Consider the following 17,122-nt stretch of genomic DNA (forward strand, 5'->3'; position numbering starts at 1 on the left):
CATCTGTGATTTTTTGTAACACATCTTAATCTACAAATCACAATTATGAAAAGAAGAGATTTTTTAAAATCTGGAGCAAAAGGATCCCTAGCTTCTGGATTATTACTTACAGGAACTAACCTCAATGCAAAAGATAAAGATACCAATGGCAGTTGGGTAAGTGACCGTAGTAAAGACAATTGGCAACAACTTAGTAATGGGGAAAAAGGAACTCCAGAACGTTTTAAGCATGAAAACTATCAGGTTGTTGTTGTAGGCGGTGGACTAGCCGGTATTTGTGCAGCAGTGGCAGCCGCAAGAGAAGGTGCCCAAACATTGCTAGTACAAGACCGTTCTGTATTAGGCGGAAATGCATCAAGCGAAATCAGAGTACTCGTAAATGGGGTAAATCACCTTCAGCCCGATTGGATTCCTGAAAGGGAAACAGGCATCATTGAAGAAATTTTACTTCATAATCGTTTTCTAAATCCTCAAGAATCGTTTTCAGTATGGGATCATGTTCTTTATGATTTCGTGATACGAGAACCACATCTTGATCTTCTACTCAACACTCAAGCGGTCAATGTAGAAATGAAAGGAAACCGTATCAAAAAAGCAGTATGTTGGCAGACGAGTACGGAAACAGAATACCATATCAATGCTGAACAATTTATTGATTGTTCCGGTGATGGTTTATTGGCGGCTACTGCAGGGGCTGAATACAGAACAGGTAGAGAAGCGAAAGCTGAATTCAACGAAAAATATGCTCCCGAAAAAGCCGATGGTTGGCAGATGGGAGCTAGTTTATTAATTGCGGGTAAAGATATGGGAAAACCTACCCCTTACACGCCTCCATCATTTATGATTCCTTTTGATCTTAAAAAATCACACCCCAAAAGAAAAATACGTTCTTTTAATGAAGGGTATTGGTGGGTAGAAGTGGGCTCACAAAACGACATCATTGCAGATCAAAACGAAATTCAGGAAAAGCTGATGGGACATGTGCATGGTGTTTGGGATTATATTAAAAACTCTGGCGAGATAGAAGGAGCCGAAAACTATGCCCTAGAGTGGATTGGTTCGGTACCCGGTCGTAGGGAATCAAGACGTTTTATGGGAGATCATATTTTAAATGAAAGAGATTTAGTAGATCATCATCATTTCGAAGATGCTGTAGCCTATGGAGGTTGGTCATTGGATGAGCATAATCCAGGAGGCATTGAGAATTTGGGTGAACCTCCAAGTTATTTTCATTATCACTTCAAAAAAATCTATCAAATTCCATTCAGAAGTCTTTATTCTAAAAACATAGAAAACCTGATGTTTAGTGGTAGAAATATCAGTCAAACCCATATTGCCTTATCTTCTACAAGGGTCATGGCTACTTGCGCATTAATGGGACAAGCAACAGGTACCGCCGCAGGCATGTGTGTACAGCACAATACTAACCCAAGAGGTATTTACAAAAAGCACCTTAAAGACCTCCAAGAGAAGCTCTCTATTAATGATGCTTTTATCCCCGATCACCCTTTCACAAACAAGAATGATAAAGTGAAAGACGCAACGCAAATCACGGCTTCAAGTACAAAATCAGGTGATGCAGCACTCTTAAACGATGGTTGGTCTAGAGATTTCCAAGGCAAAACACATCATTGGGCCTCTTCTACCCTCCCTGCCACAGTAAACGTTGAATGGGAAAATCCTGTTGAACTTTCTTCTGTAATTATTAAATGTGATACGAATGTAAAAATGAATATCATGATGAGAAATAATTATAACAATCGAAAAATATTTACAGATAAGGTTCCTCCAGAACTTCTTAAATCACTCTCCCTTCAAGCTAAAAGTAAAGGGAAGTGGATCGACCTCGGCACTTTGGACCAAAATCAAACTAGACGTATTAAGTTTAACTTTGAAAAGGTCAAAACTACTTCCATCCGAATAGTTATGCATGAGACTTACGGAAAAGAATACGCTAAATTATTTGAGATAATGGCTTTTGAGGAAGAGGTTTTGAGCTAAGGTTCTAAAATGGCAACTGTCAGTACCGGAATTTTTAGGATTAAAGGATGAACAGGATTTTGGATTGTTGTCTTTTCTTAACTAATCTTTAATTCTAAAATATCTACACTAAGATTAAGCAAGATTTAAGATTATCAGAGAGATACTACTCTATATTTATATTCTATAGTAATTGATTCAAAAATGATGAAATTGAACATTATAACTGATCATAAACTTAATTGAAAAAAAACAGAAAATCTTGACAATCCCCTAATCCTAAAAATCTTGGTACAGACATTGAGCTATAACCACCATATCAAAAATTAACGATTCATCTATTATGAACTACAGCAACAACGATTTAACAGGAAGAATAATAGGATGTGCAATGAAAGTACACCGCACCTTAGGAAATGGATTTCGGGAAGTAATCTATCAGCGGGCTTTAGCTTTGGAATTTAAAAATCAAGGAATCTCCTATCAGAGGGAAATGGAAATGAGTATTTACTATGAAGGTGTACATATCGGAACAAGAAGAGTAGACTTTTATGTAGAAGGAATAATGGTAGAGCTCAAAGCCGTAATACGATTGGAGGATGTTCATCTGGCTCAAGCAAAAAACTATTGTGAAGCGTATAATGTACCTACTGGCTTGTTAATTAACTTTGGATCGAAGAGTTTAGAATTTAAAAGAGTATTTAATGCTATAAAAAATCAGTAATGCATTGGCATTGGTCCAAGAGGAGTCAAAATATATATTTGCATTACTCATTTAAATACATTAACATTACAACAACAAACTATTCTCATTCGTGAAACATAAAGATAAGCTGACTATTTATGCAATGCACTGAGAACGATTTATAACATTAATTTTTTATTATCATGTTAAACACCAAAGACAAAAACGACCTTTTTGCACGTGTCGTTTCATTATCATGCACATCCCAAGAAGATACGCAGACTACTTATGATGCTATTCATCAGGAATACAAGTATCAAAACTCTTCTAATGTACTGAAAGATATTTCTACGGAGAGAAAAAAGAACCGTTTTGAAAGTAGAACAACGGAACTCAATGAAAAGAAAAATCAATTGGACTATGTTGAAACAGAAATTGCCAATATGCAAACCACACACTCAAAGTATAAGGTAAAAGTGGTGGAGAAAAATAAATTGGTAGCCGACATTAGTGATCTAGAATTAAAGCTAGAACAAAACGATGGATTAGAAGTCTATTTTAATCAATTGGATAATATTATGCAGGAAGCAGAGGCTTATGTCTTGCTTGAACTTCTACATCATATCAAAGACCATGCTGCCACAAGTGGCTGGGCATTGGATGACTATGCGATCAAGGATCTAGAAGTTATTGCTTAAATACATAAAAGGTCGGTGAGTCAGCCACTGACCTTTTTATCTTTATTTACTTCATCCTTCTTCCCTAAAATTTAATGTATGAATCTTACCAAAGCACAAAGAATTGAATTACAATTACTACTAGAAGCCAAAGTAAAGAAAACAAAAATTGCAGAGGCTTTAGGTGTACATCTGTCAAGTATTTATAGAGAGTTAAAACGCAACAGCTTTCATGGTAAATACGATGCTATAAAAGCGGATCAACTTGCGAAAGCGAGAAAAAAAGTGGCGGGTGGAATGTCGAAAGTCAAAAGAAAAACAATTAATCGAAGAAAAAATAAATATGAGCTGTTTGATGACCGACGCTTTATCTATTGGAAGTCAGATACGCCCCGTGCTAGAAGACGCTATTTCTTTTTAAAGGAAAAGTGGCCATGGAAAACCAAACGCTATAAAATTCGACTGGGATGGGAAAAAACACATCATTATCGCAATGACATCCCCTTATTTGAGTTGTTGATTGCCCACCTAAAGGAGAATCATTTAACTACTACAAAAACAAATCAACCTTCTTCTTTTAAACAACTTCACTATTCTACTAATTCTACTTTACATCAATACCCTAAATGTAAAGTGGCTTGACCCCTATTGTCTTTTTATACTTCACCCTCTAAAAACACCTCTCCAAAACCTAAAATTATAGACAAAACGTCATTCATTATCAAAACAAAGTGCTTCAGGTCGTCAAAACTTGAAGCACTTTTTATTTTCAGTCTATTTGAATTTATTTTCGCATTTGCTCACGAATTCATTTTTTTGAAGGGAACGCAAATATTTGATTTTATTTACAACATTGTGTAAAATACAATTCTGTATTACTAACATTATTTTATTATCTTGGAAATCTTAAAATGAATTCTATTCTTTATCATGTCAGAAATAGCTAACAACGTAGACCACAAAGGTCAATTAGAGCGACAGTTATGGAACATCGCCAATGAGTTAAGAGGAAATATGGGAGCCGATGAGTTCCGTGATTATATATTGGGTTTTATCTTCTACAAATATCTTTCGGAACGCATGGAGCTTTTCGGGAATGAGTTATTGGAAGAGGATGGAATGAAGTTCTCGGAGATTAAAGAAGCAACTGAGGAAGGAAAGGAATATCTGGAAGCCATTAGAGAGGAAGCCTTAGAATCGTTGGGGTATTTTTTATTGCCTAGCGAATTGTTTAGGGTACTTTCGGAGGAAGGGCAGGAACAGGATGCCTTTATCTTGGAGAAGTTGCGCGATGTGTTGAACCACATTGAGCAAAGTACAATGGGTACGGACAGTGAAGAGGAGTTCAGCGGATTGTTTGAGGAGTTGGATTTGACTTCTTCTAAACTGGGAAAAACGGAGAAAGCTAAAAATGAGTTGATCTCTAAAGTGCTTTTCCATTTGAATCAGATTGACTTCCAATTGGGAAATACAGAAATAGATGTATTGGGTGATGCTTATGAATACCTGATCGGTCAGTTTGCTTCGGGAGCAGGAAAAAAAGCAGGGGAATTTTATACGCCTCAATCTGTTTCTCAAATCTTAGCGCAGTTGGTGACGGTGGGGAAAGACAAGTTGCAGTCGGTATATGACCCTACTTGTGGTTCTGGTTCATTGTTGCTTCGCGTAGCAAAGCAGGTGGATGAAGTGGCACATTTCTATGGTCAGGAGTTGAACAGAACGACGTACAACTTGGCACGTATGAACATGATTTTGCATGGGGTACGTTACAATGAATTTGACATTCAGCAAGAAGATACTTTAGAGAACCCTCAACATAAAGAAAAGCAGTTTGAAGCCATCGTAGCCAATCCTCCTTTCTCGGCAAAATGGTCTGCCAATCCCATTCATTTATCTGATGATCGTTTTAGTGAGTATGGAAAGTTAGCGCCTAGTTCTAAAGCGGACTTTGCTTTTGTACAGCACATGATTCATCATTTAGGTGAAAACGGCACAATGGCGGTGGTACTTCCTCATGGTGTATTGTTTAGAGGTGCAGCTGAAGGACATATCCGTAAACACCTGATTGAAGAGAACAATTATCTAGATGCCGTTATTGGTCTTCCTGCTAATATTTTCTACGGTACGAGTATTCCAACTTGTATTTTGGTCTTCAAAAAATGCCGTCAAAAAGATGATGATATTCTATTTGTAGATGCTTCACAACATTTCGAGAAAGCCAAGAACCAAAACTACTTGCGTAAAGAAGATGTGGCAAAGATTATCTCTACGTATGCTGAAAGAAAGGAAGAAGAGAAATACGCTCATGTGGCTTCTTTAGCCGAAGTGAAAGAAAACGATTACAACCTCAATATCCCTCGTTATGTAGATACTTTTGAAGAGGAAGCTCCTGTAGATTTGGATGCGGTTTCTGATCGTTTGGTACAGTTGTCTGAAGAAATGAAAGATACGGATACGACTATCCAAGATTTCTGTGATCAGTTGAACATTAAAACACCTTTCTAAGCCATGAGTGAAGTAAAAAAGAATATTCCTGCTTTGAGGTTTCCTGAGTTTAGTTCAGATGATTATAAAGTTCACTCCTTCCAAGATATTTTTTGTTTCAAAACGGGTAAAAATATTAAACAAAGTGAAGCATCTCCTGAATTTGAAATTCCTTGTGTTCGTTATGGTGAATTATACTATATGTATAAGGAAGTTATTACAAAAATTGTAAACAAGACGAGTCTTGATAAATCTGAATTACTATTTAGTGATGGTGATGAAATTTTATTACCATCAGCAGGTGAGGACCCATTAGATATTGGTTCTGCATCAGCATTAATAATGAAAAATGTAGCAATAGGTAGAACAATAAATATTTTAAAACCATTAAAAAAAGGAATCTACTCGCAGATTTATGCTTCTTTTTATATCAATCATAGATTAAGAAGGAAGATTTCAACGCTAGCAAAAGGTTCAAGTATTAGCAATGTATATAATTCAGATTTAAAGAAATTAAAGATTGTTCTCCCTACCCTCCCTGAACAACAAAAAATCGCCACCTTCTTATCCTCCGTAGATAAAAAGATCGGACAATTAACCGAGAAGAAGGAGCTATTAGAGGAGTACAAGAAAGGGGTGATGCAAAAGGTCTTCTCTAGGGAGATTAGGTTTAAAGAGGAAGGTGGAAGTGCTTTTGAGGAGTGGGAAGAGAGGAAGTTGGGGGAGTTTATGTCAATTCCTAACAAAGAAAAAGCTGATAATATTGATAAGGATAAACTATTAACGGTTAAGTTACACCAAAAAGGTCTTTTAAAGAATAAAAATACTGACTCTTTAAATTTAGGTTCAACAATTTATTATAAGAGAAATAAAGGAGATTTTATTTATGGTAAACAAAACCTTTTTAATGGTGCTTTTGGAATAATACCTCCTGAATTTGATGGATTTTATACTTCAGGCGATATTCCGACATTATCATTAAATAAAAATAAAATAGTAAGTACCTTTTTAATTGCTTTTTTAGGTAGGCCATCGTTTTATTCAAGATTAGAAAATATTGCATCTGGCACTGGTAGTAAGCGTATACATGAAAATACTTTACTAAATATTAAAATAGCATATCCATCTCTCCCCGAACAACAAAAAATCGCCAATTTCTTAACTTCTTTAGATCGTAAGATAGAGGCAGTTGGTAAGGAGTTGGAAGGTGTTAAGGAGTGGAAGAAAGGGTTGTTGCAGGGGATGTTTGTGTAGATGTCTGTACCAGGATGAAGTAGGATTATAGGATTAGCAGGATTTTGGACCATGATTTTTCAGGGTTATAGGATTAGCAATATTTTGAATATATTCTTTCAATTATAGATGAAATTGATTGAAAAGAAGCAATAAATCCTGCCAATCCCCTAATCCAGTTAAATATTAGTACAGACATTGAGGAATTAGGAGTGATCAAAAATTAACAATTCACTCTTATGAACTATAGCAACAATGACTTAACAGGAAGAATAATAGGATGTGCCATGAAAGTACATCGAACATTGGGTAATGGCTTTCAAGAAGTGATCTACCAACGCGCTTTAGCTGTAGAATTTAAGAAACAGGGTATTCCTTATCAAAGAGAAATGGAGATGAGCATTTTTTATGAAGGAATACAAATTGGGTCAAGAAGGGTTGACTTTTATGTAGATGGTGTGATGGTAGAATTGAAAGCATTGATTCGGCTAGAAGATACCCATTTAGCACAAGCTAAAAATTACTGTGAAGCTTATAATGTACCAACGGGGTTATTTAATTAATTTCGGTGGGAAGAGTTTAAGAGAATATTTAATACCATAAAAAAATGGAAGACGAAGTATTAATCAGACCGGGAAAAGGTATTTTAAAACATTATACCACCAAAAAGATCAAAGGCTCTAAGAAAGTTGCTTTGGAAATGACAATTGGTGAAGAAAAACTGTATGCGGTAAAAGAAAGAAATTTCATAAAGGTTTTGAAATCCATCCATTCCTTTGGCAATGTTGTCGCTTATATAGCAGAAAAGAAACCTTCAGGGAAAGAATATATTTTAGATATGATTGGTTACCCTGATAGAGATGCAACTAGTGAGGATGAAATGCAATTATTAAATAGTATACTCTAATAATTTAAACCAATGGATAAAGTAAAAATTAAAGAAAGAGAGGCTGAATTAGAAAGTATGATATCAGCCTTTTGCACCGAACATTTGAATGAAGAGTATAAAACGCTGTGTGTAAAACTGCTTCAAAAGCTAGGGCGGAAACGAGATGTACCTTTTGCTAGAGGAAAATTAGACATTTGGGCGGCATCTATTATTCATACCATTGGCACTGTCAATTTCCTTTCAGACTCTTCCTTCGAGCCGTATATGTCGTTGAATGATATGTGTGATAAGATGGGTGTGAAATCGAGTACAGTAGGGAATAAAGCAGGAGCAATACGTAAACTATTAAAATTGCAACGATTTGACAAAGAGTTTAGTACTCAAAGAATGGTAGAGGAGAACCCGTTTCGAAAAATAGAAGAACTATATGCGTTATACTCACCCGTCGAAGTTGATGGTGAATACGTTGATTTTAGAAGTCTTCCTCAAGAAGTACAGCAAGAAGTAATAGAAGCAAGAAAGAACGGGTATGATATGGAATATACCACGTACAAGAAATAAATACTAACATCGAAGTATAATGACAACCCAACCAGAACAAATCCTAGAAGACAACCTAGTCAAACAACTTCAACAACTAGGCCACCATCAGGTACAACTACCCGATGAAAATGCCTTACTGTCAAATCTTAAAAGCCAACTAGCAAAGCATAACAACACTGAGTTCTCTGATGCCGAGTTTAAGCAGGTTTTGAACCATTTAAACAAAGGTTCTGTATTCGATAAGGCGAAGATCTTACGCGATAAAATGCAGATCAATAAAGACGATGGAAGCAGTGAATATATAGCCTTTATTAATCAGAAGCAGTGGTGTAAAAACGAATTCCAGGTGGCACAACAGATCACGATGGAAGGGGAGTATAAAAACCGATATGATGTCACTCTACTGATCAATGGTTTACCATTGGTACAAGTAGAGTTGAAACGTAGAGGATTGGAACTGAAAGAAGCCTTTAACCAAACCAACCGTTACCAACGTCATTCTTATGGTGCAGGTCAAGCACTGTTCAATTATATCCAATTGTTTGTGATTTCTAACGGAGTGAATACAAAGTATTACGCCAATAACCGTAAGCAATCTTTTAAGCAAACGTTCTTCTGGGCGGATAAGGAAAATAGAAATATCACTAACCTGACTAAGTTTGCGGATGCTTTTTTAGAGCCTTGTCACCTCTCCAAGATGATTACCAAATACATTGTCTTGCATGAGTCAGACAAGATATTGATGGTGCTTCGCCCCTATCAGTATTACGCTACGGAAGCGATTGCGGATAGAGTAAAAAAGGGAGTGAAGAACGGTTATATATGGCATACTACTGGTTCGGGAAAGACGCTGACTTCTTTCAAGGCTTCTCAGATCATGATGGAGCTACCCGAAGTCCATAAAGTAGTATTTGTGGTAGACAGAAGGGATTTAGATTATCAAACCACCAAAGAGTTCAATCACTTCTCTGAGGGGAGTGTAGACGGTACAGACAATACCAATAATTTGGTAAAACAGTTTACTGATGATACAAAGCTGATTGTAACGACTATCCAGAAGCTAAATACAGCCATTAATGGTTCTCGGTATCAATCAAGAATGGAAAATTTAGTGGATAAACGTATAATTTTCATCTTTGATGAGTGCCACCGTTCTCAGTTTGGTGATACACATAAAGCCATCACAAATTTCTTCCAAAACAAACAAATGTTTGGTTTTACGGGTACACCTATTTTTGCCGATAATGCTTCTAAAAATGATTTAGGGAAGCGAACTACCAAAGATTTATTTGACGACTGTCTGCATAAATATGTCATTACAGATGCGATTAAAGATCAGAATGTATTACGCTTTGCAATAGAATATGTAGGCCGTTATAAGCAAAAAAATTCCAACAATGAATTGGATATCGATACGGATCATTTAGTAGAAGATATTGATACCAAAGAGCTGTTAGAATCTGAAAAACGCCTGACAAAAATAGCGGATTATATCATTAATAATCACGATCGGAAAACACACGGTAAGACCTTCACTGGTATGATGTGTGTGAGTAGTGTAGAGACATTAATCAAGTATTACGATATTCTCCAAAAGAAAAAAGAAGCCGGTGAGCATAACCTCAAAGTAGCCACTATATTTAGTTATACCGCCAATGAAGAGGATAAAGATGCCAACGGTGCTTATGGGGAGTTTGAAGGTGCAATGGTAGTAGAACCTGTAGCTACTTACGGAAATATCCATACAAGAGAAGTTCTTGACCACTACATTGGTGACTACAATAAAATGTTTGGGACCAGCTACTCTACCAAAGATTCGAAGTCGTTTTACAACTACTATAACGATATTTCCAAGAAGGTAAAAAGTAAAGAAATTGACATCCTTCTAGTCGTCAATATGTTTTTAACCGGTTTTGATAGTAAAACATTAAATACACTGTATGTTGACAAAAACCTTCAATACCATGGTTTGATTCAAGCATTTTCACGTACCAATAGAATCTTGGACGAGAAAAAATCGCATGGAAATATTGTTTGTTTTAGAAACCTCAAAAAGAATACAGACGATGCCATTCTTCTCTTTTCTAATAAAGAAGCCAAAGAAGTCATTCTTGTTGAGCCTTATGAACAACATTTAGACAAATTTCATGAAGCATTAGAGAAACTATTGTACTTAGCGCCAACAGTAGAAAGTGTCGATAATATAATAAGAGAAGATGAGCAACTGGCCTTTGTAAAAGCATTTAGAAATCTAATGCGTATCAAACATATTCTTCATGGTTTTGCAGATTATAAGGAGGAAGATCTAGACCTTACTGCACAAACTTTTGAAGATTATAAGAGTAAGTACTTAGACATCAATGATAAGGTCAAAAACGATAGAGGAAAAGATAAAACGTCCATCTTGGATGATGTAGATTTTGAATTGGAGTTAATACATAGAGATGAGGTGAATGTCGCTTATATTTTGACACTCTTAGCTCAAATTTGCGAAACTCCAGACGAAGAGAAAAAAATGGCTCAAAAGAAATCTATTATTGATACATTATCAGGCGAAGTACAATTAAGAAGCAAGAAAGAGTTGATCGAAAAGTTTATTGATCAAAATCTACCACACATCAAAGATAGTGATCAGGTAACAGATGAATTTGATAAATTTATTGAGGTAGAAAAGCAAAATGCCTTTACTAAATTGGTAGAAGAAGAAAAACTTAAAGCCGATATCACAGAAAAAGTCATCAGTGATTACCTTTTTACCAATAGAACACCTATTCAATCTGATGTAGTAGAAACGTTTGAGACAAAGCCTAAACTGTTGCAACGCAAGAAACTTGCACAGAGAGTGACGGATAAGATGATGGGTTTTGTGGAGACGTTTATCAGCGGGATGTAACCACCTCATCAACAGCCCATGAATTCATTCATGGGTTGCTAATAATAGCGAGCTCGATGTAATAGTACATACTCTCTATCTCTCAAATGCTAAAAGTCTACAGACTTTTTATAACTATAGGTCCAAGTCACGCTTGCAGCTTAAGACTTGAACCAGTTGATAGATATTCATTTAAGGTCTAATCATTGTTCATTCTCATGTAAATATGATTTAGCAATATATCCATGATGACCATCCACACATACCTTACTGTAAATTTCACCTCTATCATAAGTCTTTCCCTGATCATCAATTACATAAACCTTAGCATTTTTTGAACAAATATGTAATATTGAAGAACTAACAGATGGTGATGTATAAAGAGGTGGATTACTATTAATATTCTTAAACGTAGTCACATATAAATAACTATTTGGTGGTTTTACTTTTTCAGATTTGTTATTTTCTAAAAAGACATTTTTCTTCTCTTGAATACTATTTTTAACTTTTAGAAAGCTATCATAAATTTCATTATCAACTTTTCCTATTAATTTGTTTTTATTTTGATTTATAAGTTGGTTAATGTCACTATTTATCCTATCAAGTTTTTCTTCTATTATTATGATATCATCTTTACTATTTATCCTAATTATCTCAAGTTTATCAAGTTCATTTCTGATTTGAGATAATTTAAAAGATAATTCTTCATTTAGTTTTGTATTTAAATCACCTTCATAAAAGAAAAAATCATTCATTAGTTTATTCCAATCTTCAGGTATTTGATTCCCATTAGTCATTTGACTTACTCTTCTTCTAGTGTTCATAAAAACGTGAAGAATAGATTGTTTTTTTTTCATCTCATCAACCAACACTGAAGTATATAATCCATTTTTTTCATTACCTCCATCTGATGCTGTTGAATTTGCAGAAGTAGCATATGCTATAATTGATCCTCCAGGTTGATTTTCAACTCTATTAAATCCCCTTTCAATACCTCTACTAAAACTATTGAAAGGATTGTTTCTACATGCATCTAAAATCATTATTTTCGTAGAAAACTTATTTTTGGCAAAAGATCTATTTATATTTTGAATATTAAAACCTTCATATTTAATCATATTTTTGTTTTCAAGTTTCACATCAATTGGTAGTAAATAATTAACCCCATCAAGCTGAACTCCATGACCAGCAAAGTAAAACAATGAAACACTATAAGCATCTATTTTGCTCGCAAATTCAGCTTCTAATTTTTGTAATTCATTCAAAGTAACATTTGTATTATAGATCACTTCAAAACCTAAATCAGTCAATGTTTTAGCCATCAATCTTGCATCATTTACAGGATTTTTTAACCTTCCACCGTTTACATAATCAGAATTACCAATAACAAGTGCTATTTTCTTATCAGTTGGTAAGTTTGTATTTGATACTCTTTTTAAGTTTCTAGTTGATTGAGGAAAAACAACTGTAGTTGTGAAAAAAATTAATACAAATAAAAAAAATGGTTTTAACATAACTCACAATTAATATATAAATAATATACAGTAAAATAACAAAGACTTTCATACTTTAAAAATTGCAACCAACATACTATAGTGAAATTGAAAATCTTCAAAAAAAAAGCCACCCCTTTGCTCCAAGAAGCAAGGGGTGGCTTTTACATTATTACTACTTTTATACTTAAGTACTAAGTCAAAAATAAATGATAACTAATTCTTATTTATTTTTTGTGAGTACAACGCTAAAAAACGTATGAATAGTGGTTCTATTGAAAGTTTTTTGAAGGAAGTAATCGCAAAACAATAAATAGAATTAGTGGTATATAATTTTGTCTTAGTACTTAAGGTCTCGCTTCAATGGCGATACACGTGAAGTTATCCAAATAGAACTCCAAGGCTCCTGTTGCAGGTACTGGGTTGACAACTTTTAGTACCAACTGTCTTCGTGAAGCTTGTAAGTCGAAGCTTACGATTTGTTTGACAGTTACCCATTTTCCTTTTTCAACATTCGAAAGGTCTGGAGTGTATTCACTCTTATCATTCCCTGGAAGTGAAGTATCTTGGAATCCAGTGATCAAACCACTTGTGAAATCAACACCTTCTGGGATAAAGATATCAAAGGATAGTAAGTAATCGCCTGGGGCATTTTTCATACCGTTGGCCCATGTTTTGCCGGCGTGAATGTTGTGGATGGAGAATAACGTTGATGTCTCAATCGTACGGTCATCACTGATAAATGACATACTTGCATCACCATGAGAGGCATAGGCTGTAGATCTTAACCATTTCTTTTTCTCAGTGGCAGCACCGCCATCTTGGTACCATCCTTCTGCATTGGCATTACCCAATGATGTAGTTGGTACTTCAACACTGATAAGATCCGGATCTTCAAACTCTGTTTCTGATAAGTTATACATCACAACGCTTTCTTCTGCAAATGCTTCCAATTGGTTGCCTGTTGCAGATGAAATACCTCCATTGCCATCGTAGGCAATCGTAATATCGTCTGAATTATAAGTCGTTTCTCCAACAGTTAAGAAAATTCTTTGGCTGTTATTCGGATCAATTGCTACTGTTGAGATAGATGATGGACTATCATAACCATTAGGGTTCGTAATATGTGCCGTAAAGTGACTTGCTGCATCTGCTCCAATGGTAGCTACAGGAATTGATGTTTCAAAAGAAATGACCTTTGTAGACTCTTCCGTTAAGGCTGATGTTTTCAATAACGCTTCATCAACAGCAATCAATAATGGTATTTTAAGCTCTACCTCTGTATCTGGCATTCCTGCTACACCTTGACGGCTTACTTTAAAAGTACCCGCTTCGAAAGCCATTGAAATAGTTGGGTATTGTGCTACTGCATTTTCATCCGTATAAATTTCGTCTGTTGTATTATTCAAGGTCCACACTCTTCCGTTTGTTAAACCTCTTTGTGTATTGTCTACATAGGTTAGTGATTCATTCACTTTGATTGAAATCGATGTCCAATCTGCTGGATCAGAAGGAATTTCATCTCCATCATTGTAAGCGAATAATAGTGTTTCTCCTTTGTAAACTTCAAACTGAGGTCTTACTTCTGGTGCCTTGATGTTCAATTTCAACGGAATAGTCTTTTGAACAGTTTGTGACAATGCCTGAGATGATCCTTGACGGATTGACTTCATTGCTCCTGCTCTACCTTGTCCTGTTTTCATAGGAACCACTTCAAACACTCTGTTTTTACTTGTTTCTTCCAAGTAGCTTAGTGTCCATTCTGTATCTGTTGGTTTACCGACCGTTGTTGTATCTACAAAAGTCAATACATCTTCGCTTGCAATAAGGTCTATTGTTGGCCAATCAGAGTCATCAGCACCATCCACTTCTTGCGCTGCAGAAACAAATAAAACTGTGTCTGTATGGTTTTTAAGAACATAGAATGAAGGCTTTACGTTGTCATAAACTTCCACATTAAAAGTAGTATCAATCACCCAAATACCCGGTTGATCTGTCATTTCTACTGCTTCTAATTGACGACCTGCGCCATTATGCGTTACCTTTTGATCGTAAGTGTTGTACAATCTTACCTTTTGAATACCGGCTGTTGGGAAATAAACATGCACCGTAGCATCTTCAGATTTCACTCCTCCTAAAGAATCAATAAAGGGTGTAAAGTCCTCTTCTGTCTTTGAGAATTCTCCTTTCAGATAATTTGACTCCTCACCGATCGTCCACTCATGGAATAAAACACCCTGAGAAACATCCATAAAGGAAATATAATCGTCAATTGAGATCTCCAATGTGTCTTTGTGCTCTTCACTGATCGCCCAAGAGACTGCTCTTACTTTTTTATCGTCTGCAATTTCATCTTCTTTTTGGCATGATGTAAAACCAAGAATGCCAATTAAAAAGAGTGCAACTAATTTATATATATCTTTCATGATTATCTTCAGTTTAGCCTTTAACACCTGGATTCGTTGATAACTCCGCTGTAGGAATCGGATAGAAATCATGCAATGAAGGAATGTAATTCATCAAAGCTGCCTCTCCATCTACAATCTTATAGTTTGGTCTTGCTGTAAATTCCTTATCCGGGAACGGGTGAGTGTCACCACCAGGAATAATACTACTGTTCCAAAGCGTTTTCTTAGAGTATGTTCTTGCGTCTTTGAAGTGAATTACCCAGTAGTTTTGACTTGAAATACGTTGGAAATTCTCTTTAATAATGTTCCATCTTCTTAAGTCAATCCATCTTGTCATGTGACCTTCTACAGACAACTCCAATGGTTTTTCAACATACATCAAATGATCCATTAGTGAAGATGCAGTGTAAGTGACACCATCATAAGTTTTAGAACCGTCTACTTGCGTACCGATTAGTTCTAGTCCCCAACGACCTCTTACTTCATTGATCAACATGATGGCCTCAGTGATTTGACCCATTTTAATCTTACACTCTGCTAAGTTCAAGTAAGCTTCTGATAATCTATTGATCACAACATTTTTAGCAGATCTTTGGTTACCCAATGGTAAGCTTCTTTCTGTATCAAGAATGTCATAATTACTGAATTGCTTGTAGTAACCAAACTCAGGCGAACGTGCTCCACCAGCTCTAAACGGATCTGCTTCTGATACAGAACCAATTTGATAGTACGATGTTAAATCATCCTCTGCCAAAGCCATCATTGCTGATGCTCTCATCGAAATATTTCTAGTATAAGAAGCACCGTCTAATTCTACTGTGTTTCTGCTATCTTGAGGGTCCATTTTCTCCATTTTGTAAGCATAAGCCACCCAACCTACAGGAATAGATTGTCTGTTGCCGCCATACGTTTGAGGAGAAAAAACGGCTGCCCATCTGTTTTGTCCATTGATCTCATCCCAGTTTCCTAAGTCTGATCTTACTTCATTTGAATACGCTACTTCCAAGATTGATTCTTGATTGAAAGCACCTTCACTTGTAAAGATCTTACTCATGTCTGTTTCTAAACCATAGCCGTACTCGCTATTGTAAATTACATCATTGTAATAGTAAGCCGCAGAATCATAGTTTGAACCTTCAACGAAATCAAACAAGAAAGAATTTCCTAAGATCATTGCTGCTGCACCTTTTGTTACTCTAGCTGCACCACTCAAATCAGAAGATACATTGGCATGTTTTGCTGGAAGGTTAGCGTATGCAAAATGTAAGTCTTCTCTTACAAAACTCAATACTGAATCAGCAGAAGATACTTTTTTGTACATATCATTTGCATCCACCCAAGTATCTCTAATAATCACCTCACCGTTGTTGTAAGCTTGGTGAGCATAGAAATGTAATAATCCTCTGAAAAATCTTGCCTCAGCCATTTGAAGTGTCCAAAGTGGATCATTTCTAAATTCAGCCATTGACTCAAATTGAAGACCATGGATGACTTGATTGGCTTTGAAAATACCATTATACAATGCCGCCCATTTCTTATTGATCTCGTCACTTGTTTCAGTGTAAGTGTGCTGATAATAAGTCAGAAGCTTACTTGTAGGAGTTGGTCGGTCCATACCAGGGTACCCTAAATCTGATCGACACGCTTCTTCCCCAAAATTCCAAATATAATGATTCATCATCGATGCATAAACAGCCGTTAAACCTGCTTCTGAATCATCTAAACTTGTGTAGAAATCTTTAATGGTTGTTTCATTCGGGTTGATCTCAGTCAAGTAATTGTTACATGCTGTTACACCAAAGAAACTCACTAATAATAGAATATATCTATAAATATTTTTTGATAAGTAATTCATGGT

The 17,122-nt window shown here is 35.7% G+C and carries 13 protein-coding genes; 10 read left to right on the forward strand and 3 right to left on the reverse strand.

All coding sequences use genetic code 11. The features are described from left to right. Window positions 1-45: 45 nt before the first annotated feature. From IC221_RS20855 to IC221_RS20900, 10 genes are all read left to right on the forward strand, one after another. On the forward strand, window positions 46-2,001 hold the full coding sequence (locus tag IC221_RS20855; protein ID WP_188170813.1) for an FAD-dependent oxidoreductase: 1,956 nt from the start codon (window positions 46-48) through the stop codon (window positions 1,999-2,001). 322 nt (window positions 2,002-2,323) lie between these two features. Further along, the gene (locus tag IC221_RS20860) at window positions 2,324-2,704 is read left to right on the forward strand and encodes a GxxExxY protein (protein ID WP_188170814.1); all 381 of its coding nucleotides are present in this window, start codon (window positions 2,324-2,326) and stop codon (window positions 2,702-2,704) included. A 164-nt stretch (window positions 2,705-2,868) separates the two neighbouring features. Further along, window positions 2,869-3,363 carry a hypothetical protein gene (locus tag IC221_RS20865; RefSeq protein ID WP_044212385.1) on the forward strand — a complete coding sequence of 165 codons (495 nt, stop codon included), beginning with the start codon at window positions 2,869-2,871 and terminating at the stop codon, window positions 3,361-3,363. A 78-nt stretch (window positions 3,364-3,441) separates the two neighbouring features. Then, window positions 3,442-3,984 (forward strand): helix-turn-helix domain-containing protein, encoded by a 543-nt coding sequence (locus IC221_RS20870; RefSeq protein ID WP_188170815.1) that lies wholly within the window; start codon window positions 3,442-3,444, stop codon window positions 3,982-3,984. Between the two features lie 288 nt (window positions 3,985-4,272). Continuing rightward, window positions 4,273-5,847: a type I restriction-modification system subunit M gene (locus tag IC221_RS20875; RefSeq protein WP_188170816.1), complete on the forward strand. Its 1,575-nt coding sequence runs from the start codon at window positions 4,273-4,275 to the stop codon at window positions 5,845-5,847. Between the two features lie 3 nt (window positions 5,848-5,850). Beyond that, the gene (locus tag IC221_RS20880; protein ID WP_188170817.1) at window positions 5,851-7,080 is read left to right on the forward strand and encodes a restriction endonuclease subunit S; all 1,230 of its coding nucleotides are present in this window, start codon (window positions 5,851-5,853) and stop codon (window positions 7,078-7,080) included. Between the two features lie 218 nt (window positions 7,081-7,298). After that, window positions 7,299-7,622, forward strand: coding sequence for a GxxExxY protein (locus tag IC221_RS20885; RefSeq protein WP_188170818.1), 324 nt, complete (start codon window positions 7,299-7,301; stop codon window positions 7,620-7,622). A gap of 44 nt (window positions 7,623-7,666) precedes the next feature. Next, entirely contained in the window at window positions 7,667-7,966 is a 300-nt protein-coding gene (locus IC221_RS20890; RefSeq protein ID WP_188170819.1) for a hypothetical protein, read from the forward strand. 12 nt (window positions 7,967-7,978) lie between these two features. Beyond that, window positions 7,979-8,509 carry a DUF6398 domain-containing protein gene (locus IC221_RS20895; RefSeq protein WP_188170820.1) on the forward strand — a complete coding sequence of 177 codons (531 nt, stop codon included), beginning with the start codon at window positions 7,979-7,981 and terminating at the stop codon, window positions 8,507-8,509. A 19-nt stretch (window positions 8,510-8,528) separates the two neighbouring features. Then, window positions 8,529-11,384, forward strand: a complete 2,856-nt coding sequence (locus IC221_RS20900; protein ID WP_188170821.1) for a type I restriction endonuclease subunit R — start codon at window positions 8,529-8,531, stop codon at window positions 11,382-11,384. Window positions 11,385-11,566: 182 nt separating this feature from the next. Here the strand turns inward: IC221_RS20900 and IC221_RS20905 are convergent, their stop codons facing one another. From IC221_RS20905 to IC221_RS20915, 3 genes are all read right to left on the reverse strand, one after another. Continuing rightward, window positions 11,567-12,877: a caspase family protein gene (locus IC221_RS20905; RefSeq protein WP_188170822.1), complete on the reverse strand. Its 1,311-nt coding sequence runs from the start codon at window positions 12,875-12,877 to the stop codon at window positions 11,567-11,569. Window positions 12,878-13,203: 326 nt separating this feature from the next. After that, entirely contained in the window at window positions 13,204-15,282 is a 2,079-nt protein-coding gene (locus tag IC221_RS20910) for a hypothetical protein (protein WP_188170823.1), read from the reverse strand. Window positions 15,283-15,295: 13 nt separating this feature from the next. Next, window positions 15,296-17,119 carry a RagB/SusD family nutrient uptake outer membrane protein gene (locus IC221_RS20915; protein ID WP_188170824.1) on the reverse strand — a complete coding sequence of 608 codons (1,824 nt, stop codon included), beginning with the start codon at window positions 17,117-17,119 and terminating at the stop codon, window positions 15,296-15,298. Between the last annotated feature and the right edge of the window lie 3 nt (window positions 17,120-17,122).

Source organism: Flammeovirga sp. EKP202, from assembly GCF_014534745.1.
Taxonomy (GTDB): Bacteria; Bacteroidota; Bacteroidia; order Cytophagales; family Flammeovirgaceae; genus Flammeovirga.

What these genes read in the sequence shown, in the direction of transcription:
- IC221_RS20855 (WP_188170813.1), top strand. Translation starts at nt 46, where the DNA reads ATGAAAAGAAGAGATTTTTTAAAATCTGGAGCAAAAGGATCCCTAGCT.
- IC221_RS20860 (WP_188170814.1), top strand. Translation starts at nt 2,324, where the DNA reads ATGAACTACAGCAACAACGATTTAACAGGAAGAATAATAGGATGTGCA.
- IC221_RS20865 (WP_044212385.1), top strand. Translation starts at nt 2,869, where the DNA reads ATGTTAAACACCAAAGACAAAAACGACCTTTTTGCACGTGTCGTTTCA.
- IC221_RS20870 (WP_188170815.1), top strand. Translation starts at nt 3,442, where the DNA reads ATGAATCTTACCAAAGCACAAAGAATTGAATTACAATTACTACTAGAA.
- IC221_RS20875 (WP_188170816.1), top strand. Translation starts at nt 4,273, where the DNA reads ATGTCAGAAATAGCTAACAACGTAGACCACAAAGGTCAATTAGAGCGA.
- IC221_RS20880 (WP_188170817.1), top strand. Translation starts at nt 5,851, where the DNA reads ATGAGTGAAGTAAAAAAGAATATTCCTGCTTTGAGGTTTCCTGAGTTT.
- IC221_RS20885 (WP_188170818.1), top strand. Translation starts at nt 7,299, where the DNA reads ATGAACTATAGCAACAATGACTTAACAGGAAGAATAATAGGATGTGCC.
- IC221_RS20890 (WP_188170819.1), top strand. Translation starts at nt 7,667, where the DNA reads ATGGAAGACGAAGTATTAATCAGACCGGGAAAAGGTATTTTAAAACAT.
- IC221_RS20895 (WP_188170820.1), top strand. Translation starts at nt 7,979, where the DNA reads ATGGATAAAGTAAAAATTAAAGAAAGAGAGGCTGAATTAGAAAGTATG.
- IC221_RS20900 (WP_188170821.1), top strand. Translation starts at nt 8,529, where the DNA reads ATGACAACCCAACCAGAACAAATCCTAGAAGACAACCTAGTCAAACAA.
- IC221_RS20905 (WP_188170822.1), bottom strand. Translation starts at nt 12,877, where the DNA reads ATGTTAAAACCATTTTTTTTATTTGTATTAATTTTTTTCACAACTACA.
- IC221_RS20910 (WP_188170823.1), bottom strand. Translation starts at nt 15,282, where the DNA reads ATGAAAGATATATATAAATTAGTTGCACTCTTTTTAATTGGCATTCTT.
- IC221_RS20915 (WP_188170824.1), bottom strand. Translation starts at nt 17,119, where the DNA reads ATGAATTACTTATCAAAAAATATTTATAGATATATTCTATTATTAGTG.